This is a genomic window from Thalassobaculum sp. (assembly GCF_040219215.1).
Classification (GTDB): Bacteria; Pseudomonadota; Alphaproteobacteria; order Thalassobaculales; family Thalassobaculaceae; genus Thalassobaculum_A.
The window spans coordinates 132,122-154,873 of the sequence record NZ_JAVJSX010000034.1 but is presented as its reverse complement, the minus strand read 5'-3'; the positions used below and the strand labels follow the sequence as shown (position 1 = coordinate 154,873).

Below are 22,752 nucleotides of genomic sequence, written 5' to 3'. Positions count from 1 at the left end.
GGTTCGGATCAGCGGAGGTCACGCCGCGGTGCGCGCCCACTCGGTCAGCTTGCCGATGAAGTCGGCGCAGGCGTCGATCTGGTCGATCGCCACCCATTCATCGGCCTTGTGGGCCTGGTCGATGCTGCCGGGGCCGAAGATCACCGCCGGGATGCCGGCGCGCTGGAACAACCCGGCTTCGGCGCCGTAGGCGACCACGCCGGACGCGTTCAGACCGGTCAGGTGCCGGACCAGCGCCTCGGCCGCCGAGGTCTCGTCCGGCGCCAGGCCCGGCACGTCGGTTATCATCTCGGTCGTCACTCCGGCCTGCGGCGACAGCACCTTCAGAACCGGATCGAGATGCTCGGTGCAGAACGCCCGGATCCGCGCCTCGATGGCGTCGGCATCGTCGGTCGGTACCAGGCGCACGCTCCAGGTCAGCCGGCAGATCTCGGCGACGATATTGTGCGCCGTGCCGCCGTCGATGACTCCGACGTTGAAGGTCGAGCACGGCGGATCGAATGGCGAGTGCGGGTCGGCATTGCCTGCCAGCTCCTTGCCGAACTCTTCCAGAAAGTCGATCAGTCGGGCCGCCGCGACGATGGCGTTCGCGCCCTGGCTCGGCTGGCTGGAATGGGCCGGCACGCCGGTGACGGTGGTGCGGTAGACCCGGGTCCCCTTGTTGCCGCCGATCAGCGTCATCGAAGTCGGCTCGCCCACGATCACCGCCCGCGGCCGCGGCAGGTTGGCGGCGATATCGGTGATGATGTGGCGCACGCCGAGGCACCCGACCTCCTCGTCGTAGGAGAACGCGAAATGGATCGGCACCGACAGCGGCGTCGCCACCATCTCCGGCACCAGCGCCAGGGCGGTTCCCACGAACCCCTTCATGTCGCAGGTGCCGCGGCCGTACAGCCGACCGTCGCGGCGCACCACCGTGAAGGGATCGGCGCTCCAGTTCTGGCCGTCGACCGGAACCACGTCGGTATGGCCGGACAGCACCACGCCGCCGGCGACAGGCGGCCCGATGGTGGCCCACAAATTGGCCTTGGCCCCGTCCTCGTCGTAGGTCAGGCGGGCTTCGACCCCGTGCTCGGCCAGATAGGCCTTCACATCCTCGATCAGGCTCAGATTGGAGACCCGGGACGTGGTGTCGTAGGCCACCAGACGCTCGGTCATGGCAAGCGCTCGATCCAGGCGGGCACCGGATCCGACGGTCATGGACGACTACCTTTGCTCAGCCACCCTGGCCGATCAGTTGCAGAAACTCGCGGCGGCGCTCCTGGTCATCCTTGAAGCAGCCGAGCATCCGGGTGGTTACCATACTCACACCCTGCTTGTGCACGCCACGGGCACTCATGCACTGGTGCTCGGATTCGATCATCACCGCAACCCCGATCGGGTCGAGCACCGACTGGATGGCTTCGGCAATCTGGGCGGTCAGGCGCTCCTGGATCTGCATGCGCTTGGCGTAGGCATCGATCACCCGGGCCAGCTTGGAGATCCCGACGACCCGGCCCCGCGGGAAGTAGGCGACATGCGCAACCCCGGTGATCGGCAGCATGTGGTGCTCGCAGAACGACTCGAACCGCACCCCTTTGAGCAGCACGATCTCGTCGTACGACGCCACTTCCTCGAAGGTCCGGGCCAGCAGCTCGGCCGGGTCGTGGAGGTAGCCGCCGAACAGTTCCTCGTAGGACCGCACGACCCGCGCCGGCGTATCGCTCAAGCCTTCGCGTTCGGGATCTTCTCCGATCCACTCGATTAAGGTGCGCACGGCCCGCTCGGCCTGTTCACGGGTGGGTTTGCGGCGCGCAATCTCCAATTCGGTGTCCTGGGTCTTGGCCACCGCGGTGTCGTATGGACTCATGCCATGATCCTTGTTTCGGGAGGGGATGCCGCAAGGGCAGAGCCAGTTGCCGAAGCGCACGTCGAGATGTGCGGGGATTTATGGGGAGTTATATGTGCACCGGGGCGCTCAAATCAAAGAACGCTCGGTCAATCTCGCGTGATCAGTGCAGGCTGATCGGCTGGTGGGGGCTGTCCAGCGAGAACGCGGGGATCGCAACCTCGATCCGCTCGCCGTCTTCCGCCTCCATCTCGTACGACCCGACCATCATCCCCGACGGGGTCGGCAGCGGGCAGCCGCTGGTGTATTCGAAGCTGTCGCCGGGGCGCAGAATCGGCTGCTCGCCGACCACCCCCGGGCCCCGCACTTCCTGGGTCCGGCCGCGGGCATCGGTGATCGACCAGTAGCGGTTGCGCAGCCGCATCGTCACGGCCCCGAGATTCTCGATCCGGACCTGGTAGGCCCAGACGTACTGGCCATCTTCCGGCGAGGACTGCTCGTCGAGGTAGACCGGCTGTACGGTGACACGAATGTCATGAGTCGTGCTGCTGTACATCAATCCATCCTTGGGCGACCTAGTGTCCGCTGATGTATGCGACCCGTGTCCCAGTGTCCAATCGCGACGCCACAACTGCATGATGATGGAACGGCCACGGCTCGGTAGAGTTCCCCAAGCCTGAGCGTAGGCACAGCACTGTCAGCCGGTCGTGAACCAGCCGTCAACCACCGATGACGACGTGACGCCGGTCAAGGTTACCGTGCCGCCGGTCGAGAACGTCACCACCGCCACGCTGTTCACGTCGGCTGCGGACCAAGTGATGCCCGACGACAGCCGCATCCGATCGCCGGCGGCGAAGTCGAAGTCGCTGATGGTGTCGGCACCTTCCGGGCTGCCCATCCAGAAGATATCCCCACCGGTGCCGCCGATCATCAGGTCGTTGCCGCGGTTGCCGGCCAGCGTGTCGACACCCTGCCCGCCCGACAGCACGTCGTTGCCCTGGCCACCGTACAGCATGTCGGGTGCGCTGCCGCCAAACAGCGAGTCGTTGCCCAGGTTGCCGTACAGAATGTCGCGGCCGTCGCCGCCAAGAAGCGAGTCGTTGTCCTGGCCGGCAAACATGGTGTCGGCGCCGTCGCCCCCGGCGATGGTGTCGTTGCCGAGGTTGCCGTAGATCACGTCATCGCCCGCTTCGCCCAAGATCGAGTCGGCGCCGCGATTGCCCCACAGCCGGTCGTTTCCCTCGCCGCCGAAGATCGTGTCGTTCTCCAGGCCCCCGAAGATCGTGTCGATGCCGCTGCCCCCCGACAGCAGGTCGCTGCCGACGTTGCCGTAGATCAGGTCGGCCCCATCGCCTCCGAACAGGCTGTCGGCCCCGTCGCCGCCGCGCACCGTGTCGGTGCCGGCGCCGGCGACGATGCTGTCCTCGCCATTGCCCACGCCGCCGGTGATCGAGTCGTTGCCGACCCCGCCGATCAGGGTGTCGTCGTCCGGCCCGCCGATGATCGAATCCGCACCTTCGGAAGCCGTCACGCTGACCTTCAGCAGGGTCCCCGTCAGGTTGGCGCCCGTGAACGAGACCCCGATCGTGCTGCTGATCACCATCGTCACCGTGCCGGTGGTGGTGGCCAGGATGGTCGACGGCAGGCTGATGACGTGCGCGGCGTTCGCGCTGACGTTGATCGTCGAATAGCCGATGATCGAGGTAAGGCTGGTCGAGAGCAGCGTACCGGAGGTGATGTTCAGCGTGCCGGTATCGGTGCCGTCGGTCGCGACCGCTGACAGGCCGGTAACCGAAGTCGTGACGGTAGCCATGGCGCTCTCCTGATTCTCAGGGCAACACGGGCGTTCTGCCCTGCCAGAAATCCGAGCCGCAATCAGCGTAGCACCAACGCAAGCGCCGGTCATCCGGGTCGTATGCCGGGCGCACCGGGGCACTTGCAAGATCGCGCCGACTGACGCATGTTCCCGGCAGAGTGCGGGTGTAGTTCAATGGTAGAACGGCAGCTTCCCAAGCTGCATACGAGGGTTCGATTCCCTTCACCCGCTCCAATCCGCTACCACGCTCGGCCGACCATTCAGCGTCGGTGAAACGCCGGGACACGGCGTTCTGCGGTCGCCTTGATCCCTTCGGCAAAGTCCTCGGTCTCGCGCAGCAGTGCCTGCTCGTCGGATTCGTGATCGGTCCGCTCGGCGATCTGCCGCGCCAGATCCATCCGCAGGGTCGCCCGGGTCGACTCGACCGCCAGCGGCGCGTTTGACGCGATCTCGGCGGCCAGTTCGATTGCCGTCGCGCGCAATTGGTCGAGCGGCACCAGGACGTCGGCCAGGCCGATGTCGAGTGCCTCCTCGGCCTTCAGACGACGGCTGGTGTAGAACATCATCGCGGCGCGCTGCTGGCCGACAACGCGCGGCAGGGTGACGGTCAGGCCGAACCCCGGATGAATGCCGAGCCGGGTGAAGTTGGCCGCGAACCGGGCCTCCGGGCAGGCCACCCGAAAATCCCCGACCAGCGCCAGTCCGAGCCCGCCGCCGACCGCCGGACCGTTGACCGCAGCCACCACCGGCTTGCGGCACGAAAACAGCCGCACCGCCTCGCGGTACAGATCCCGCGTCCGGCGGTCGCGCATCAGCCGGTCGCCGGAGCCGTCGCCGAAATTGGCGCCGGCGCAGAACGACTTGCCCTGGGCGCACAGGACGACGGCTCGATAACGGTCAATCCGGTCGATCGCCTCGAACGCATCGGCCAGGCTGCGCACCACGTCGATGTCGAAGAAGTTGTGCGGCGGGCGCTGGATCTCCACCGACACGACGGGGCCGTGGGCTTCCAGCCCGAGGTCAGGGAAATCGCCGAGATCGGTCATTGCGGTGGTTCCTTCCGGGGGTCAGTCGAGCGTCGGCGGGGCCGTTCCGCCAACTGTAGTCGGCGGCGCCCGATCTGGCATCCTCGGAGGGCGGGCGGCACGGGAACGCGAGCCGTGCCGGGACGCGAAAGCATTTGCCCCTCGAATTCCGTCGCCGTTAGGTTTGGACCGCTGTCACCGCCCGACCACGAAGAGAAGCATCCATGCACGCGCCATTGGAGGTCAGCCCGACTCGCACCGTTTCGGACTGGCTGGACGGGCTGAACGCGGCGATCCGGGCCGGTGATCCAGATCGCATCGGCGCGTTGTTCGAGGCGGACAGCCACTGGCGAGACGCACTGGCGCTGACCTGGACGATCGCGACGGTCAGCGGGCGGCCGGAGATCCAGCGGCGCTTGGCGGTGTCCGGCGTGCAATGCGGGATAGGGAATGTCGCCGTCGATCCCGACCGCTGCCCGCCGCGGATCGTCGAACGGGCCGGCGTGGCGACCGTCGAGGCAATCCTGCAGTTCGAGACCGATGTCGGCCGCGGCGCCGGATTGGTCCGGATTCGGTCCGATCGGCCAGCCGGCGCGACGCCGCAGGCCTGGACACTGTTCACCGCTCTCGAAGACCTTAAGGGTCACGAGGAAACCGCGATTCAGGCTCGTCGCGACGAGCCGGCGTTCGCCCGCGAGTTCCATGGGCTCAACTGGCTGGACCGCAGGCAACAGTCGCGCGCCTACGAGGACCGCGATCCGGCAGTGCTGATCGTCGGCGGCGGACACGCCGGCCTGACCGCGGCCGCCCGTCTCGGCCAATTGGGCGTGGACACCCTGGTGGTCGATCAGGAGGAGCGGATCGGCGACAACTGGAGGCTGCGCTATCACGGCCTGAAGCTGCACAACCAGCGGCACAGCAACCACCTGCCCTACATGCCATTCCCCGGCACCTGGCCGACCTACATTCCCAAGGACAAGATTGCCAACTGGCTGGAAACCTATGCCGAGTCCATGGAGATCAACTTCTGGACCCGGACCAGCTTCGAGGGAGCGGCGTTCGACCGCACGTCCGGGCACTGGGCGGCCCGGCTCAGGCTGGCCGACGGTGCCATCCGCGAGATCCGGCCGCGCCACATCATCATGGCGACCAGTGTCAGCGGCACGCCGAACATCCCGGCGATCCCAACGCTGGACCGGTTCGGCGGCGCCATTGTGCACTCCAGCGGGTTCCGGGACGGCGCGGAATGGCAGAACCGCGACGTGATGGTCCTCGGAACGGGCACCAGCGCCCACGACATCGCCCAGGATCTGCACGGCAACGGCGCCCGGGTCACCATGGTGCAGCGCAGCCCGACCCTGGTCGTCAACATCGAGCCGAGCGCCCAGCTTTATGACGGCGTGTATCTCGGCGACGGCCCGTCACTGGAAGACCGCGATCTGATCAGCGCGTCGATGCCCCTGCCGTTGGTCAAGGCGGCGCACAAGCGCATTACCGATGCGGTCAAGGAGCACGACAAGCCGCTGCTGGACGGACTGGAGAAAGTCGGGTTCAGCCTCGACTTCGGCGAGGGCGGTACCGGCTGGCCGTTGAAGTACCGCCAGCGCGGCGGTGGCTACTACTTCAACGTCGGCTGCTCCGAACTGATCGCCGCCGGCGAAATCGGCCTGATCCAGTACAGCGCCATAACGGAGTTTACCGAAGGTGGCGCCCGACTGAAGGATGGCGGGCTGCGACGCGCCGAGCTGATCGTGCTCGCCACCGGCTACAAGGGCCAGGAGCATCTGGTCGAGACCCTGTTCGGCGCCGAGGTGGCGCAGCGCGTCGGCCCGATCTGGGGCTTCGACCCGGCCACCCAGGAACTGCGCAACATGTGGATGCGGACCCGCCAGCCCGGCCTGTGGTTCACTGCCAGCGCATTCTCGCAATGCCGGATCTACTCGAAGCTTCTGGCCCTGCAGATCAAGGCCGCCGAGATCGGACTACCGATGCCGCCGGGGTGACGCTCTTGATGCCCGCGGCCAGCGAATGACCCTGGGCAACGGGTCTTCCTGGCTCGCTGCGCTCGATGCTCGGGTGGATTTAGGAGAAGCGGGACAGCCGATCGTCACCGCGCCAACGGTGCCAAGCGTGGGTCCCCGGCGGCGTGCATCCGTGCGTAGTGGTGCGCCAGCATCAGACCGGCGGCGTGGAGCCCCGAGATGACCCAGGTCCCGGCCATCAGATCGGCGAGCGCTTCGCCCGCTGGTTTCAGCACCACATCGATTGTCTCGCCCGGATCCAGCGACTGTCCGCCAAACGGGCGGGCGCCGAGGGCGAGGTAGCTGTGCACCCGGTTGGTCTGGGTCGCCGGGTTGCCCCAGGTCGACGGCAGCGTGATCCAGGTGTCCGCGGAGTATCCGGTCTCCTCGGTCAGCTCGCGCGGCATGGCGACAGCCGGGTCCTCTCCGGCCTCCACCGTTCCCGCCGGCAGGCCACGCACCACCCGCCCGGCGGCGTGGCGGTACTCCTCGACCAGGACCACCTCACCGGCCTCGGTCAGAGCGACCACATGGCACCAGTCACGCAGCTCCAGCACATGGTACGGGTCGAGGATGTTGCCGCGCTCGGTCAGGCAGCGGTCCATCCGGTGGGTCAGGAAGCGGTCGGTGTATTCGACCCGGCTGGTCTCGACGGTCCACGGCGCCGGCCTGATGGGGGCCCTCGTCATGCCGGCCCCGACACGCCGGCATCGGCGAAGGTCGCCATCCCGGTGTGGCATTCCACTGCCGCCCGGAGCACGCCGAGCGCCAGCGTGGCGCCCGAGCCTTCGCCGAGCCGCATTCCGAAGTCGAACAAGGGCTCCTTGCCAATCGCCTCAAGCACCCTTGAGTGACCTGGCTCGACCGAGCGATGGCCGACGATGCAGTGTTCCAGCGCCTTGGGGTCGACCTTCCACAGCACGGCAGCCGCAACCGTGCAGGCGAAGCCGTCCAGCACCACCGGCGTGCGCGCCAGCCGCGCCGCCATCACCGCCCCGGCGATCGCCGCCAGTTCCAGCCCGCCCAGGGCTGCCAACAGGTCCAGCGGATCGCCGGCGCCGCCGTGCCGCGCCACGCCCTCGCGGACCACCCGGATCTTGGTTTCCAGCGCATCGCCGGAGACCCCGGTGCCGCGCCCGACCCAGTCCTCGACCTCCCCGCCAAACAGCGCGCAAGCCAGCGCCGCCGCCGCGGTGGTGTTGCCGATACCCATTTCGCCCAGGCACAGCACGTCGAGGTTCGGCTCGACCGCCATCATGCCGTATGCCATGGCGCGGGCGCAGTCGTCACCGGTCATCGCCGGACCCTGGGTGAAGTCGGCCGTCGGCTGCTCCAGCGCCAGTTCATAGACCCGCAGGTCGGCGTCGAACGCCCGGCACAGCTGGTTGACCGCCGCCCCGCCGGCCACGAAGTTCTGCACCATCTGGGCGGTCACCTCGGCTGGATAGGCGGACACGCCCAGCGCCGCCACACCGTGGTTCCCGGCGAACACGGCGGTGCGCGGATGCTGCAGGCGCGGCGGGTGCCGGCCCTGCCAGGTCGCCAGCCACGCCGCCAGTTCTTCCAGCCGCCCCAGCGCACCGCGCGGCTTGGTCAGTTGCGCCTCACGGGCTGCCGCCTGGGTCCCGGCCTCCAGGTCCGGTCCGGGAAGCTCGCGGAACAACGCCCGCATCTCGTCGAGCGATACGGTCGTCGGGTCGAAGGGCTTGTCGGGCATCGGGCCTCGCTCGGTGTCGCAGCAGGATTGCCTTTTCGGCCGCAAGCCTATAACCGCGGGGGACCGCACAGGAAAGGGCCGAGACGGTCAGCAGCATGAACGACAGCGCCTCGCAACCAAGCAGTTCCGGCCGGCCGACCCATTTCTGGCGCGAGGAGATCGGGCTGGCCGTGATGTTCCTGACCCGCCTGCCCTGGCCGGGACGACTGCCCGAAAGCCGGCCGCTGATGGCGGCGGCCTGGGCGTTTCCGGTGGTCGGCGTGGGCGTCGGTCTGATCGCCGCGTTCGCGTACTGGATCGCCCAGGGCGTCGGCCTGCCGGCATCGGTCGCAGCGCTCGCCGCCATTGCTGCCGCGGCCGTGGCTACCGGTGCGCTGCATGAGGACGGGTTGGCCGACGTCGCCGACGGGTTCGGCGGTGGCGCGGACGCTGACGCCAAGCGCCGGATCATGCGCGACAGCCACATCGGCAGCTATGGCGTGCTCGCTTTGGTCCTCGCGACCGCTGCCAAGGTTGCCGCGCTCGCCGCATTGGCCGACGTCGAAACGGCGGTCGTCGCGCTGGTCGCGGCGCATGCCCTTGGGCGCTCGGCGATCCCGGCGCTGGCCCACTGGCTGCCCCCGGCGGCACCGGACGGACGCGGGCGCGACGCCGGCCGTCCGGATGCTCTCGGCGCGCTGTGGGCCGCCGGCATCGGAGCCGGAGCAGCGCTGCTGATCCTGCCTGCTGGAATCGGCCTGGCGGCCGCGCTGGCAACCGGCGGAGCCGCCTTCGCGGTCGGCTGGCTGGCCCGCCGCCAGATCGGTGGCGTCACCGGCGACGTGTTCGGAGCAGCCGAGCAGGTGGGCGAGATCGCCGCCCTGTTCGCGATCGTGTCCTATCTCGGCTCATGACGATCTCAGCGTAAGGAAACGGCGATGACCCCGACCCGCTGGTGGCTGGTGCGCCACGCGCCGGTGATCAACCCAACCAAGGTGATCTACGGCCAGCACGACATCGACTGCGACGTCGACGACGCCACCATTTTCAACGCGGTCGCCGAGACCCTTCCGTCCGGGGCGCTGTGGCTGCAGAGCCCGCTGGGCCGGACCCGAAAGACCGCCGAGGCGATCCGGGCCGCCGGCTGTGCCGGTGACGACCCGGTGGACGAACCGCGCCTGATGGAACAATGCTTCGGGGACTGGCAGGGTCAGGTCCGCGAGCACATTCTGTCGCGGCAACCCGAGGCCTACCGCCGCTTCTGGCTGGCGCCCGCGGACGAGTGCGCACCCAACGGCGAGAGCTTCGTCGACGTCATCGGCCGCGTGCGCACCGCGCTGGGCGACTGGTCGGCGCGCGCCGCCGGCCGCGACGTGGTGGCGGTCATGCACGGCGGGTCGATCCGCGCGGCCCTGGCGATCGCGCTGGACATCGCACCCGCCAAGGCGCTGGCGTTTCATACCGAAACGGTCTCGGTAACCCGGATCGACCATTATCCGGATGGCGCCTGGGGGGTCGCCTTCGTCAACGCCACGCCGGGACGTCCAGCGCCTCGGCACTGACGCCGGACCGGACCGCCTCGATCCAGTCGACGGCAACGTCGATCGTGCGCGCCGGCACCTCGCCGCGCTCGACCGGGCGGCGGATCATGACGATCGGCAGGTCCAGCGATCGCGCGGCCGTCACCAGCCCCGTGTCGGCCTCGCAGCCGGTCGCCCGCATCACCACCGCCCCGGCCCCGGTCGAGCGCAGCAACCGGACTTCCGCCTGGTGGTGACACTGACTGCCACCGGCGTGCACAGTGAAGCGGGGCGGACGATCCCAGCGCGCCGGCGGCCTCGCCATCCGCACTGCGAAATCCACATCGTCCACCAACGTGAACGCTGCAATGTCGGGCTCGGGAAGCGCCAGCAGGACGGTTCGGGCGATCGACGGAACGGCCGAAACCGCTCCGGCAAGATCGCGCACCTCGACCCAGCGATCGAGCGGATGGCGTTGCCATGCCGGCGGGCGGAACGCCAGACGGGGTATGCGCGCCCTTGCCGACGCGTCACGGACCCGTTGGACCAATCGGCGGCCGAACGGATCCAGACCGTCGATCACCGCCGCCGCTCCGGCGAGATCGGGCACGCCGTCACCGATGCAGTCCGTCAGGCAGCCGCGTGGTACCGGACCGTTTCCGCACAATGCGACCGCGACCGTCAGACGTCCTTCGAAACGCGCAGCCATCGCCGTTGCCAGGCGAACCGCGGCGCGGGTGCCAGCGAAGATCCGAATGACCGGGAGCGGTTCCGGAGGCATGATCCGTCCAGGTTATGCCCGTCGCTGGCTTGCGGCAATTCCGCCGACCCCGTGCTGTTCACTTGACGGCGGCGCACGCCCCATGCCCGATGGCCGCTCGTTGCAGACGACAATCGCCGGAGCATCCGATGTCGACCCGCACCTTCGTCCTGGTGGTCACCCTGCTGTCGGCGGCGCTGGCCGCGACCGTGGTCGGCGGGTATCTGATCTGGACCCGCACCCAGGAAGGCACTGCAGCCCTGATCGGCGGGCCGTTCGAACTGGTCGACCAGTCCGGCCGGACCGTCACCGACCAGACGCTCATAGGGAAGTGGAGCCTGATCTACTTCGGTTACACCTTCTGCCCGGACGTCTGCCCGACCTCGCTCACGGTGATGACCCAGGCCCTCGACCAGGTCGGGCCGGCCGCCGACAAGGTGACGCCGGTGTTCATCACCGTCGATCCGGAGCGCGACACGGTGGAACAGCTTGCCGGATACCACGACCACTTCCACCCCGGCTTCGTCATGCTGACCGGCACGCCCGCCCAGGTGAAGACTGTCGCCAAGGCCTACCGGGTCTACTACCGCAAGGCCGAGACCGAGGCGTCGACCGACTACCTGATGGACCACTCGTCGATCACCTACCTGATGGATCCGGACGGCAACTACGTGACCCATTTCGCCCACGACGCCACCCCGGAAGGTATGGCACGGACGATCCGCGAGAAGGTCGGCGGCTGACCGACGCCGTCGCCGGGGCAATTCAATCCTGCCGTACGACCGCTTGATCGGAAGTGCCGCCGCCGCCTATGGTGCGCCGCAGATTTCAATCCCCGGAGGACCCTCATGAGCGAGCGTATCAAGGGCGTGATGGCCGCCGGCCTGACCGCGTTCAACAACGACCTGTCGATCGACGTCCAGGGCACGATCGCCCACAGCCGCTGGCTGCTGGCCAACGGCTGCGACGGCGTGCTGCTGTTCGGCACCACCGGCGAGGCGAATTCGCTGTCGCTGAAGGAGCGGCTGGATTTCCTGGACGTGCTGGGCGCCTCCGACCTGCCGATGGATCGCATGATGATCGGCACCGGCTGCTGCGCGTTGCCGGACACGGTCGACCTGACCCGGAAGACGCTGGAGATCGGCATCGAGTCGGCGCTGATGCTGCCGCCGTTCTACTACAAGAATCCCAGCGATAACGGCCTGTACACCCACTTTGCGCGGGTGCTGGAACAGGTCGCCGACCCCAAGCTGAAGGTCTACCTCTACCACTTCCCGCAGATGTCGGCGGTGCCGTTCAGCCACGAGTTGATCGGCCGGTTCCTGAAGGACTTCCCGGGCGTGTTCTGCGGTGTCAAGGACAGCTCCGGCGACTTCGAGAACATGAAGGCGATGGCCGCCGCGTTCCCCGGCTTCGACGTGTTCGCCGGTACCGAGCGCTACCTGCTCGACACCCTGAAGGCCGGCGGCGTCGGCACCATCACCGCCACCGGAAACTGCACCTCGTCGATGTGCGGCGCGGTCTATGCCGCCTGGAAGGCCGGCTCGCCGGAGGCCGAGCGCCTGCAGGACGCGTTGACCGCCCAGCGCCTGGCACTGCAGGCCTATCCGGCCGCCGCGGCGCTGAAGGAACTGCTGGCCCGCGAGAGCGGCAAGGCGGCGTGGCGCAACGTCCGGGCACCGTTCCTGCCGCTGCCGGCGGAGCGGGCCGACCAGCTGGTCGCCGACATGGCGAAGGTCGACTTCCAGCTGCCGGCGCTCGCCGCCTGACAACCCGATGATCGGCCCCCTCCCGTTGTCCGCGAGGGGGCCGTTTCCGCGATGACGATCGGTATCGCCGCCTTCGGACCGTCTGCCGGTGAGGCCGTGCTTGCCGGGCTGGGCACCGTCGAATCGGTCGGGGTCGGGGAAATCCGCGGCTTCGGCGTGTTCGCCGCCCTATGCCCGGACGGCACGCTGGTTCGGGCACGCACACAGCGTGGCGGCGGTTCGGTCATGCTGGCCGATCTCGGCCGCCAGGGCGTTCTATCGCAGGCTGAGGCGGCGACCGTCGCCGCCGTGATCTCCAGCGGACCGGACCGGCCAGAGCCGTTGGATCAGTTCCTGCCCGGCAGCCCGGCCGGCCTGGTCACCGGCCACCGCCTGCCCAACACACCCGGTGCCGACGGCGTCCCGCTGAACCTCGCCGTCCTGCAACGGATCGGGGCGGGTGAAGCGCCCGTGGCCGCGGTGCAGGCCGTGATCGACGCCAACCCCGAGGTCGACGCCGGCCTGATCGCGGTGTCGAAGGGCGCCCTGTCCCTCGGCGAGACGCGGCGGGTCGAGCGGCGCAACGACCGCGGGCAAGCCCGTCTCGACATCCGGGACGGCACCGCCGGTGTCGCGGTCCTGCACAACGCGATCCAGCCGTTCGAGGGCCTGGCGCTGCTGGCGGCGGGTGCCGCACGAGCGGTGCTGGAGGCCGCCCTGCCGCTGCTGGCGCGCTTCCGGATCGAACCCGGCATCACCCTGGAGGCTGCCAACGCCGACGGCGTCTGGCTGACCGCCGACGGCAGGGTCGAGCGCGTTGCCAGCGCGAACCCCGGTCACCCGCACTACCAGGGCTGGACATCGTCCGCGATCTATCTCGGCACCCCGGTCTACCAGCACGGCCACCGGATCGGCGTCACGGTCGGCGAAGCGCGCTGCCGGCTCGACCGCGGCAGGGTCGCGGAGGTCGACCCCGAGCGGTCGTCGGTGACCTGGCGCCCGTGAACCCGGCGAGGGGCGTCAGAACGGCCACGCAATCGGAATCAGCCATACCCCCAGTCCGGTCAGCAGCATTTCCAGCGGCAGACCCATGCGCCAATAGTCGCCGAAATGGTATCCGCCCGGTCCCATGACCAGCAGGTTGTTCTGGTGGCCGATCGGGGTCAGGAACGCCGCCGAAGCGCCAACCGCCACCGCCATCAGCATCGGGTCGGCGTTCACACCCAGAGCCGCCGCGACGCCAACGCCGATCGGCGCCATCACAACCGCGGTAGCAGCGTTGTTCATCACGTCTGACAGCGTCATGGTCAGAACCAGCAGCAGGCCGAGGAGCACCCGTGGCGGCATTTCCCCCGCCAGCGACGCAAGGCCTTCGGCCATCAGCCGGGCGGTGCCGGTGGATTCCAGCGCGCCGCCGACCGGGATCATCGCGGCCAGCAGAACGATGACCTGCCAGTCGATCGACTCGTAGACTTCGCGCACGTTGATCGTGCGGCTCAGCACCATGCCGACCAGCGCCGCGACCAGCGCCACGACCGCGGGAAAGATCCCGAGGGCGGTAGCCGTCACCGCCGCGCCGAACAGGGCCACCGGGACCAGGGCGCGTTCGGGATGCAGGGCGATGCGGCGTTCCGCGAGCGGCAGGCATCCGATCGCCCGCACCGAGTCGACCAGCCCGGCACGCTCGCCCTGCAGCAGCAGGACGTCGCCGGCATTGAAGCGCTGGTCGCGCAGCCGTCGGCCGAGCGCTGCTCCCTCCCGCGAGATCGCCAGGAGGTTCAGGCCGAACCGCGCCCGCAGATCGATCTCGGCCGCCGAACGACCCTCGACCCAGGCGCGTGGCGGCACCACCACCTCCATCAGTGCCAGCGCTTCGCGGTCGACCGTGCCGCCGCCGTCCTCGCGCTCCAGGTCCTTGGCCGCCACCAGTTCAAATCCGCGGGTCACCAGGGCCTGGATCGCCTCGGCTTCGCCGTGGGTGATCAGCACGTCGCCCCGCTGAAGGACCGCGTGGTGCAGGCGCCGCACCACCTGGGCCCAGCGCCGCACCAGGGCGTCGATCGCCGGCGGCTCCTCCAGGGTTTCGAGAACCTCGCTCAATCGCTTGCCGATCACCGGCGAACCCTCGGGAACCCGCAGTTCCGTCAGATAGGCGTCGACGTCGAACGGCTGGCCGTCCGAGCCGCCGGAGCGACCCCGCACCGGCAACAGCCGCCAACCGATCAGGGTCACGAAGGCGATGCCCGCCACCGCCAACGGCACTCCGACCCACGCGAAGTCGAACAGCGCGAAACTCTCGCCGGTCACCTGTTTGCGGTAGCCGGCGATCAGCAGGTTCGGCGGCGTGCCGATCAGCGTGGTCATGCCGCCAAGGATGGTGGCGAAGGCCAGCGGCATCAGAACGCCGCCCGGCCTGTACTTGCCACGCTTGGCCATCGACAGGGACACCGGCATCAGCAGCGCCAGCGCGCCGACGTTGTTCATGAAACCGGACAGCACGCCGCCAAGGCTGCACAGCGCCCCGGTCTGGACCAGCCGGTTGGAGGTCAGGCGTCCGATGCGCGACGCGATCCAGTCGATAGCACCGGACCGGGCAAGCGCGGCCGACAGACCGAGGACGGCGGCCACGGTGACCACCGCCGGGTGCCCGAATCCGGCAAACGCCTGATCACCGGGAACCAGGCCAAGGGCGGTCGCAACCAGCAAGGCGGACACCGCGATGACATCGACCCGCAGGCGACCCCACACGAACATCGCCACCACGGCAATGAGAATGGAGAGGATGGCAACCTGATCGATGGTCATGGACGCTCTTGTGCATAGGAGGAGATCAAGACACCTTACCGGCTCATCGACCCCGCGTCGCCCAACGCAAGCTAGGGGGTCAGGGTTCCGACGGGGGGAGGGGTATGCCTGCGTTTCGGCCCGTCGTGTTCATCGGCGGCATTCTCGTTCTGGTGCTGTCCGCGACCATGGCGATCCCCGCACTGGTCGAACTGGCGCTCGAAGCGGATCATGCCGCGGAGTATCTGCCGTGCGTCGCCGTGCCGTTGTTCCTGGGCGCGACCGCCGTTCTGGCGTCCCGCGGCGGGCCGATGAAGCTCGGGCTGCGCGAAGCCTATCTGCTGACCTCCGGACTGTGGTTCGTGCTGCCGATGGTGGCGGCCCTGCCGTTCATGTGGACGGTGCCGAACCTGTCGCTGACCGACGCCTACTTCGAAGCGGTCAGCGGCCTGACCACCACCGGGTCGACCGTGATTACCGGTCTCGACGACCTGCCGCCCGGCGTTCTGCTGTGGCGTTCGATGCTGCAGTGGGTCGGCGGCATCGGCATCGTCATGATGGCCGTCGCCGTGCTGCCGCTGCTGCGGGTCGGCGGCATGCAGCTGATGAGCCGGGAATCCTCGGACACCTCCGATAAGATCCTGGCCCGGCCGCGCGAACTGGCAACCTGGCTGCTCAGCGTCTATCTCGGCATGACGATCCTGGCGGCGATCGCCTACGGTTTCGCAGGGATGGGCGGGTTCGACGCGCTGAACCACGCCATGACCACGGTATCGACGGCCGGTTTCTCCACCCGCGACACCTCGCTGGGCAGTTTCTCGCCGGCCGCGCAATGGGTGTCGGTGGTCTTCATGCTGGCGGGTGCCGCTCCGTTCCTGCTGTACGTCCAGGTGCTGCGCGGAACGTCCGGCTTCGTGCCGTGGAGCCAGATTCCGCCGATGCTCGGGGTCGTCGCGGTTGGCGGCGGCCTGCTGGCCTACTCCGCGATCGACAGCGGGCACGACGTGCTGGAAGCCATACGGCACGGCGTGTTTACGGTGACCTCGATCATCACCACCACCGGTTATGCCTCGTACGACTGGCAGACCTGGGGACCGATTGCGGCCGCCCTGGCGCTGGTCCTGTCGTTTTGCGGCGGCTGCACCGGCTCGACCACCGGAGGGGTGAAGATCTTCCGCTGGCAGGTGCTGATCCGGCGGTTTCGCATCACCACCCAGGAACTGATCCGCCCGCACCGGGTCGTGGCCCAGGTATACCAGGGTCGTCCGGTCGGACCGGAGGTCGTGCAGGGGGTCATGGGATTCGTGCTGCTGGTCGGCGGGGTTACCGCGCTGGTGACGGTGGCCCTGGCGGCAACCGGGCTCGACCTGGTCACCGCATTCTCCACCGCCGCCACCGCCGTCACCAATGTCGGTCCCGCCCTCGGAACCATCGCCGGCCCGGCCGGGACGTTCGCACCGCTGCCGGATACCGCGAAATGGATCCTGTCGTTCGCCATGCTGCTCGGCCGGCTGGAACTTCTGACCGTCCTCGTGATGCTTGATCCCGATTTCTGGAAGCGTTGAGTTGGGGTGGGCCGCCGGATCGGACTCGCGCTTGTACCGGGCGGGCTTTCCCTGCATTTTGCCGATCCGTTGACGCCCGAGACGTTGACGCGCACGACCTCAGGGGTTCGCTGGAGGGATACAGATGCCTTCGTTCCGGCCGGTCGTTTTCATCGGCGGCCTGCTCGTGCTGGTGTTGGCTGCGACCCTGGTGATCCCCGCCCTGGTCGAACTGGCCCTCGACGCCGATCACGCCCCTGAGTACCTGCCCTGCATTGCCGTGCCGGCCTTCCTGGGTGCGACCGCCGTGCTGGCGTCGCGGGGTGCGCCGATCAAGCTCGGCATCCGCGAAGCGTATCTGCTGACCTCCAGCCTGTGGATCGTGCTGCCTCTGGTGGCGGCTCTGCCGTTCATGTGGACGGTACCGAATCTGTCCCTGGCCGACGCGTATTTCGAGGCGGTCAGCGGCCTGACCACCACCGGGTCGACGGTGATCGTCGGGCTTGAGGCGATGTCGCCGGGCGTCCTGTTGTGGCGATCGCTGCTGCAGTGGGTCGGCGGCATCGGCATCGTGGTGATGGCGGTCGCGGTCCTGCCGTTGCTGCGGGTCGGCGGCATGCAGCTGATGAGCCGGGAGTCCTCCGACACCTCCGACAAGATCCTGGCCCGGCCGCGCGAGCTGGCGACCTGGCTGTTGAGCGTCTACCTGGGGCTGACAGTGCTGTCGGCAATCGGCTACGGCTTGGCCGGCCTGGGCGGGTTCGACGCGGTGAACCACGCGATGGCAACGGTGTCGACGGGCGGATTCTCAACCCACGACAGCTCGTTCGGCGCCTTCTCGCCCGCCGCCCAGTGGGTGGCGGTGGTCTTCATGCTGGCGGGAGCCGCACCGTTCCTGTTCTACGTCCAGCTTCTGCGCGGCACATCGGGCTTCGTGCCGTGGAGCCAGATTCCGCCGATGCTGGGTGTCGTCCTGATCGGCGGCGGACTGATGGCGGTAACCGCGGCCGGCTCAGGGCAGAGCCCCATCGACGCCATCCGCCACGGCGTCTTCTCGGTCACCTCGATCATCACCACGACCGGCTTCGCCTCCTACGACTGGCAGAGCTGGGGTTCATTCGCCGCGTCGCTGGCCCTGATGCTGACGTTCTGCGGCGGCTGCACCGGGTCGACCGCCGGAGCGGTGAAGATCTTCCGATGGCAGGTGCTGATCCAGCGGTTCCGGATCATCACCCAGGAACTGATCCGGCCGCACCGGGTGGTGGCCCAGGTGTATCAGAGCCGGGCGGTCAGTCCGGAAGTGGTGCAGGGGGTGATGGCGTTCGTGCTGCTGACCGGTGCGGTGACGTCGCTGACGACCATGGCGCTGACCGCCACCGGGCTCGATCTGGTCACCGCCTTCTCCGCCGCGGCGACGGCTATAACCAACGTCGGCCCGGCCCTGGGGCCGATTGCCGGGCCCGCCGGCACGTTCGCGCCGTTTCCGGATGCGGCGAAGTGGATCCTGTCGTTCGCGATGCTGCTCGGTCGGCTGGAGCTGCTGACCGTCCTGGTGATGCTCGAGCCGGGGTTCTGGCACCGCTGAGCGCGCGGCGCCGGGCCTCGCGGGTCAGATGCGACGGCCGGTCGCCACATCGAACAGGTGCAGGTGCGACGGATCGGCGACCAGCGGGATGACCGTCCCGGCCGGCATGACATGATGGCCGGACATACGAACCGTCAGCAGGCCGCCCTCGCCTGCCCCTTTGACCGCAGACGCAAGCCCGTACAGCAGCGTGTCGGCGCCAAGATGCTCGACCAGCACGATCTCGAACTTCAGCGCCGAGTCGGTGTCCGAGGACGGCATCAGGTGTTCCGGGCGCACGCCGATGGTGACCGATCGGCCCGCTTCGACCGCCGCCCCGTCAGCCGGCAGGACCAGCCGCGATCCGTCCGCCAGGGTCAGGTGCCGGCCGTCGGCCTCGACCTGCGCCGGCATGAAGTTCATGGCGGGGGAGCCGATGAAGCCGCCGACGAACACGCTGCTCGGGTTTTCATACAGGTCGATCGGCGTGCCGATCTGCTCGGCCACGCCGGCGTTCATCACCACCAGCCGGTCGGCCATGGTCATGGCCTCGATCTGGTCGTGGGTCACGTAGACGCTGGTGGTGCCGAGACGGCGCTGCAGCTGCTTGATCTCGACCCGCATCTGCACCCGCAGCTTGGCGTCGAGGTTGGACAGCGGCTCGTCGAACAGGAAGGCCGCCGGTTCGCGCACGATTGCCCGGCCCATCGCCACCCGCTGGCGCTGGCCGCCTGACAGCTGGCGCGGACGCCGGTCAAGCAGGCCGTCGAGCTGCAGGATTCCGGCCGCCTTCTGCACCCGCTCCTCGATCGCCGCCTTGGGAAAGCCGCGGTTGCGCAGGCCGTACGACATGTTCTGGTAGACCGACATGTGCGGGTACAGCGCGTAGTTCTGGAACACCATGGCGATGTCGCGGTCCGCCGGCTCCAGGTCGTTGACCACCCGGTCGCCGATCTGGATGGTGCCGCCGGTCACGGTCTCCAGCCCGGCGATCATGCGCAGCAGCGTGGACTTGCCGCAGCCGGACGGCCCGACCAGCACGATGAATTCGCCGTCCTCGACCTTCAGGTCGATCCCATGGATCGCCTTGAACCCGTTCGGATAGACCTTCTCGACGCCTGAGATCTGCAGATTCGCCATCCGCCGTGTTCCTATTTCTCGGTTTCAACCAGGCCTTTGACGAACAGCCGCTGCATGCCGATGACGATCGCCACCGGCGGCAGCATCGCCAGCATGCTGGCCGCCATCACCAGGTTCCATTGCGGTTCGATGTCGGCCACGTTCACCATGCGCTGGATGCCCATCACGATGGTGGCGTAGGACGGGTCAGTGGTGACCAGGAGCGGCCAGAGGTACTGGTTCCAGCCGTAGATGAAGAGGATCACGAACAGCGCCGCGATGTTGGTGCGCGACAGCGGCAGCAGGATGTCACGGAAGAACTTCATCGGCCCGGCACCGTCGATCCGCGCCGCCTCGGTCAACTCGTCCGGAACCGTCAGAAAGAACTGCCGGAACAGGAAGGTCGCGGTCGCCGAGGCGATCAGCGGCAGGGTCAGGCCGGCGTAGCTGTCCAGCATGCTGACGTCGAGGTCGATCGAGAATCCGGCGATCACCACGTCGGTACCCTCGTAGCCGAGCAGCGCCAGCAGCTTGGTCAGCGGGGTGAAGACGTTGGCGATCACTTCGTAGGTCGGCAGGATGCGGACTTCGACCGGCAGCATCAGGGTGATGAAGATCATCCAGAAGCAGGTCATGCGAAACGGGAACCGGAAGTAGCAGATCGCGAACGCCGCGATCAGCGAGATGGCGATCTTCCCGATCGCGATGCTCAACGCCATGATCAGGCTGTTGAGCATCATCCCCGTCAACGGCTGTCCCGACACGTGCTTCATGCCGGACGACAGCATCTGGCTGTAATTCTCGAACATCTGGTTGCCGAACCACATGGGGATCGGCGAACGCAGCAGATCCTCGCCGGCGTGGGTCGAGGAGACCAGCGTGACCCACAGCGGCAACACCACCACGCCGATGCCGAGGATCAGCACGAGGTGGGAGAACACCGTCAGCCAGGGGCGGTTCTCAACCATCGTCAGTACTCCACCCGCCGCTCGATATAGCGGAACTGCACCACCGTCAGCGTGACGACGATGACCATCAGCACCACCGACTGTGCCGCCGATCCACCGAGATCGAGGCCGATGAAGCCATCATTGAACACCTTGTAGACCAGTGTGTTGGTGGCACCCGCCGGGCCGCCGCGGGTGGTCGCGTGGATGGTGCCGAAGGTATCGAAGAAGGCGTAGACGATGTTGACCACCACCAGGAAGAAGGTGGTCGGGCTCAACAGCGGGAAGATGATCGTCCAGAACCGCTTGAACGGCGTGGCGCCGTCGATTGCCGCGGCCTCGATCAGGGAGCGCGGGATCGCCTGCAGGCCGGCCAGGAAGAACAGGAAATTGTAGCTGATCTGCTTCCAGGCCGCCGCGATGACGATCAGCAGCAGCGCGTCGGTGCCGTTCAGGGTGTGGTTCCAGTCGTAGCCGAACACCGTGCGCAGGATCCAGGCGTTGATGCCGACCGCCGGGTTGAACATGAAGTACCAGAGCACGCCGGCGATCGCCGGGGCGACCGCGTACGGCCAGATCAGCAGGGTCTTGTAGGTGGTGGCGCCCTTGATGATCCGGTCGGCCATCACCGCCAGCATCAGCGCGAACGACAGCGACAGCAGGGCGACCGCGATGCTGAACACGATCGTGACGTCAAAGGACTCAAGGTAGATCGGATCGGAGAACAGATAGGTGAAATTGTCCCAGCCGACGAACGCGGTGCGCAGGCCGAAGGCGTCCTGCTGAAGCACCGACTGGTAGAGCGCCTGGCTCGCCGGCCAGATGAAGAAGATCAGCGTGATCAGCAGCTGTGGCGCCAGCAGGGCGTAGGGCAACCACTTGTGCCGGAAGGTGACGCGTTTGATCACGGCATTGTGCCTCGGCTGTCTCGACGGCGGCGCGAAAGGACGCGCCCGGAAGGATCGGCGGACCGACCTTCCGGGCGCTGACTATGCACCGGATCCGATCAGGATCCGTTTTCCTTTTCGAACTTGCGCAGCAGGTCGTTGCCACGCGACACGGCGGTGTCGAGACCTTCCTGGGCGGTCTTGGTGCCGGCCCAGATGGCTTCGAGCTCGTCGTTGAAGATGTCGCGGATCTGCACGAAGCTGCCGAACCGCAGGCCCTTGGAGTTCGGGGTCGGCTTGTTCAGCGTCATCTGCTTGATCGAGACGTCGGCGCCCGGGTTCTTGTCGTAGAAGCCCTGCTGCTTGGTCAGTTCGTAGGCCGCCGTCGTGATCGGCAGGTAGCCCGTGAACTGGTGCCAGTCGGCCTGCACTTCGGCGGACGACAGGTAGTTGAAGAAGTCGGCCACGCCCTTGTACTCGGCCTTCTTGTGGCCGGTCAGCACCCACAGGGTGGCGCCGCCGATGATCGAGTTCTGCGGAGCGCCGGCAACGTCCGGCCAGTACGGCAGCATGCCGACGCCGAACTCGAAGTCCTTGGCGTTCGCCTTGATGCCGGCCAGGGCGGCCGAGCTGTTCATGTACATGGCGCACTCTTGATTATAGAACTTCGGTGCGCTGTCCGACCGGCGTCCGCCGTAGTCGAAGATCTTGGTCTTCTGCCACTCGGCAAGCTGGCCGATGTGCTTGACGTGCAGCGGGCTGTTGATCTGGAACTCGGTGTCGAGACCGGCGAAGCCGTTCTCCTTGGTGCCGATCGGGACGTTATGCCAAGCCGAGAAGTTCTCGATCTGCACCCAGCTCTGCCAGCCGGTGGTGAAGCCGCACGCCACGCCGGCGGCCTGCAGCTTCTTGGAGAACTCGCCCATCTCGGGCCAGGTCTTCGGCGGCTTGTTCGGGTCAAGGCCGGCCTTCTCGAACTGGGTCTTGTTGTAATACAGGACCGGGGTCGAGCTGTTGAACGGCATCGACAGCATGTTGCCGGCGGTGTCGGTGTAGTAGCCGGTGACCGACGGCAGATAGTCGCTCGGATCGAACTTGGCGCCCGAGTCCTTCATCAGCTGATAGACCGGGTACACCGCACCCTTTGCCGCCATCATGGTGGCGGTGCCGACTTCGAAGACCTGCACGATGTGCGGCTGCTTCTTGGCGCGGAACGCGGCGATCGCGCCGGTCATGGTCTCGGTGTAGTTGCCCTTGTAGACGGGCACCACCTTGTAGTCCTTCTGGCTGGCGTTGAAGCCGGCGGCGATCGCTTCGACCTTCTCGCCGAGCTTGCCGCCCATCGCGTGCCACCACTGAATCTCGGTCTGCGCATACGCCTGACCGGCGACGGTCAGTGCGAGGGCGCCTGCCGCGACCGCGGCAAACTTCCGGTGCAACGTCATGGAATCGTCTCCCTCTGGGGGTTTTCGTCAGCAAACGGGACGGATCAT

General features: G+C 67.7%; 21 protein-coding genes and 1 tRNA gene. 9 read left to right on the top strand and 13 right to left on the bottom strand.

Translation table 11 applies throughout. The features are described from left to right. Positions 1-18: 18 nt before the first annotated feature. The 4 genes from argE to RIC54_RS23540 form a co-directional block, all read right to left on the bottom strand. On the bottom strand, positions 19-1,200 hold the full coding sequence (argE, locus tag RIC54_RS23555; protein ID WP_350092089.1) for an acetylornithine deacetylase: 1,182 nt from the start codon (positions 1,198-1,200) through the stop codon (positions 19-21). Between the two features lie 16 nt (positions 1,201-1,216). Further along, complete coding sequence (folE, locus tag RIC54_RS23550) at positions 1,217-1,849, bottom strand: GTP cyclohydrolase I FolE (protein ID WP_350092086.1); 633 nt, start codon at positions 1,847-1,849, stop codon at positions 1,217-1,219. Positions 1,850-1,991: 142 nt separating this feature from the next. Continuing rightward, positions 1,992-2,384 (bottom strand): Co2+/Mg2+ efflux facilitator ApaG/CorD, encoded by a 393-nt coding sequence (gene apaG, locus RIC54_RS23545; RefSeq protein ID WP_350092080.1) that lies wholly within the window; start codon positions 2,382-2,384, stop codon positions 1,992-1,994. Between the two features lie 141 nt (positions 2,385-2,525). Continuing rightward, a complete protein-coding gene (locus tag RIC54_RS23540; RefSeq protein ID WP_350092074.1) occupies positions 2,526-3,641 on the bottom strand; it encodes a calcium-binding protein in 1,116 nt (371 codons plus the stop codon). 163 nt (positions 3,642-3,804) lie between these two features. Here RIC54_RS23540 and RIC54_RS23535 point away from each other — a divergent pair. Then, positions 3,805-3,878, top strand: a tRNA-Gly gene (locus RIC54_RS23535). A 26-nt stretch (positions 3,879-3,904) separates the two neighbouring features. Here RIC54_RS23535 and RIC54_RS23530 read toward each other — a convergent pair. Further along, a complete protein-coding gene (locus RIC54_RS23530; RefSeq protein WP_350092067.1) occupies positions 3,905-4,690 on the bottom strand; it encodes an enoyl-CoA hydratase/isomerase family protein in 786 nt (261 codons plus the stop codon). Between the two features lie 203 nt (positions 4,691-4,893). Here RIC54_RS23530 and RIC54_RS23525 point away from each other — a divergent pair, with 203 nt between their 5' ends. Beyond that, on the top strand, positions 4,894-6,672 hold the full coding sequence (locus tag RIC54_RS23525; RefSeq protein ID WP_350092062.1) for a flavin-containing monooxygenase: 1,779 nt from the start codon (positions 4,894-4,896) through the stop codon (positions 6,670-6,672). Between the two features lie 104 nt (positions 6,673-6,776). Here RIC54_RS23525 and RIC54_RS23520 read toward each other — a convergent pair whose 3' ends face one another. Then, complete coding sequence (locus RIC54_RS23520) at positions 6,777-7,379, bottom strand: NUDIX hydrolase (protein WP_350092057.1); 603 nt, start codon at positions 7,377-7,379, stop codon at positions 6,777-6,779. Continuing rightward, positions 7,376-8,407 (bottom strand): nicotinate-nucleotide--dimethylbenzimidazole phosphoribosyltransferase, encoded by a 1,032-nt coding sequence (gene cobT / locus RIC54_RS23515; protein WP_350092052.1) that lies wholly within the window; start codon positions 8,405-8,407, stop codon positions 7,376-7,378. The genes RIC54_RS23520 and cobT overlap by 4 nt, the downstream gene beginning before the upstream one ends. Before the next feature lie 95 nt (positions 8,408-8,502). Here cobT and cobS point away from each other — a divergent pair, with 95 nt between their 5' ends. Both cobS and RIC54_RS23505 read left to right on the top strand, forming a co-directional pair. After that, positions 8,503-9,300 carry an adenosylcobinamide-GDP ribazoletransferase gene (gene cobS, locus RIC54_RS23510; RefSeq protein ID WP_350092048.1) on the top strand — a complete coding sequence of 266 codons (798 nt, stop codon included), beginning with the start codon at positions 8,503-8,505 and terminating at the stop codon, positions 9,298-9,300. 24 nt (positions 9,301-9,324) lie between these two features. Then, positions 9,325-9,948, top strand: a complete 624-nt coding sequence (locus tag RIC54_RS23505) for a histidine phosphatase family protein (RefSeq protein ID WP_350092045.1) — start codon at positions 9,325-9,327, stop codon at positions 9,946-9,948. On the opposite strand, the gene RIC54_RS23500 is transcribed toward RIC54_RS23505, so the two are convergent. Next, positions 9,911-10,687 (bottom strand): precorrin-6A/cobalt-precorrin-6A reductase, encoded by a 777-nt coding sequence (locus RIC54_RS23500; RefSeq protein ID WP_350092042.1) that lies wholly within the window; start codon positions 10,685-10,687, stop codon positions 9,911-9,913. The genes RIC54_RS23505 and RIC54_RS23500 overlap by 38 nt on opposite strands. A gap of 128 nt (positions 10,688-10,815) precedes the next feature. On the opposite strand from RIC54_RS23500, the gene RIC54_RS23495 reads away from it, so the two are divergent. The 3 genes from RIC54_RS23495 to RIC54_RS23485 all read left to right on the top strand — a co-directional run bounded on the left by RIC54_RS23495 (position 10,816) and on the right by RIC54_RS23485 (position 13,419). Beyond that, entirely contained in the window at positions 10,816-11,409 is a 594-nt protein-coding gene (locus RIC54_RS23495; protein ID WP_350092039.1) for an SCO family protein, read from the top strand. 105 nt (positions 11,410-11,514) lie between these two features. Further along, the gene (locus RIC54_RS23490; protein WP_350092036.1) at positions 11,515-12,435 is read left to right on the top strand and encodes a dihydrodipicolinate synthase family protein; all 921 of its coding nucleotides are present in this window, start codon (positions 11,515-11,517) and stop codon (positions 12,433-12,435) included. A gap of 51 nt (positions 12,436-12,486) precedes the next feature. After that, entirely contained in the window at positions 12,487-13,419 is a 933-nt protein-coding gene (locus RIC54_RS23485) for a DUF6963 family protein (RefSeq protein ID WP_350092033.1), read from the top strand. A gap of 15 nt (positions 13,420-13,434) precedes the next feature. On the opposite strand, the gene RIC54_RS23480 is transcribed toward RIC54_RS23485, so the two are convergent. After that, positions 13,435-15,219: an SLC13 family permease gene (locus RIC54_RS23480; protein ID WP_350092030.1), complete on the bottom strand. Its 1,785-nt coding sequence runs from the start codon at positions 15,217-15,219 to the stop codon at positions 13,435-13,437. Positions 15,220-15,323: 104 nt separating this feature from the next. Here RIC54_RS23480 and RIC54_RS23475 point away from each other — a divergent pair, with 104 nt between their 5' ends. Then, a complete protein-coding gene (locus RIC54_RS23475) occupies positions 15,324-16,763 on the top strand; it encodes a TrkH family potassium uptake protein (RefSeq protein ID WP_350092027.1) in 1,440 nt (479 codons plus the stop codon). Positions 16,764-16,887: 124 nt separating this feature from the next. After that, on the top strand, positions 16,888-18,327 hold the full coding sequence (locus RIC54_RS23470; protein WP_350092024.1) for a TrkH family potassium uptake protein: 1,440 nt from the start codon (positions 16,888-16,890) through the stop codon (positions 18,325-18,327). Between the two features lie 24 nt (positions 18,328-18,351). Here RIC54_RS23470 and RIC54_RS23465 read toward each other — a convergent pair whose 3' ends face one another. The 4 genes from RIC54_RS23465 to ugpB form a co-directional block, all read right to left on the bottom strand. Next, positions 18,352-19,446, bottom strand: coding sequence for a sn-glycerol-3-phosphate import ATP-binding protein UgpC (locus RIC54_RS23465; protein WP_350151482.1), 1,095 nt, complete (start codon positions 19,444-19,446; stop codon positions 18,352-18,354). 11 nt (positions 19,447-19,457) lie between these two features. Then, positions 19,458-20,393, bottom strand: a complete 936-nt coding sequence (locus tag RIC54_RS23460) for an ABC transporter permease subunit (RefSeq protein WP_350092021.1) — start codon at positions 20,391-20,393, stop codon at positions 19,458-19,460. A gap of 2 nt (positions 20,394-20,395) precedes the next feature. Next, complete coding sequence (gene ugpA / locus RIC54_RS23455; RefSeq protein WP_350092018.1) at positions 20,396-21,280, bottom strand: sn-glycerol-3-phosphate ABC transporter permease UgpA; 885 nt, start codon at positions 21,278-21,280, stop codon at positions 20,396-20,398. A 98-nt stretch (positions 21,281-21,378) separates the two neighbouring features. After that, positions 21,379-22,704: a sn-glycerol-3-phosphate ABC transporter substrate-binding protein UgpB gene (gene ugpB / locus RIC54_RS23450; protein ID WP_350092015.1), complete on the bottom strand. Its 1,326-nt coding sequence runs from the start codon at positions 22,702-22,704 to the stop codon at positions 21,379-21,381. Positions 22,705-22,752 lie beyond the last annotated feature (48 nt).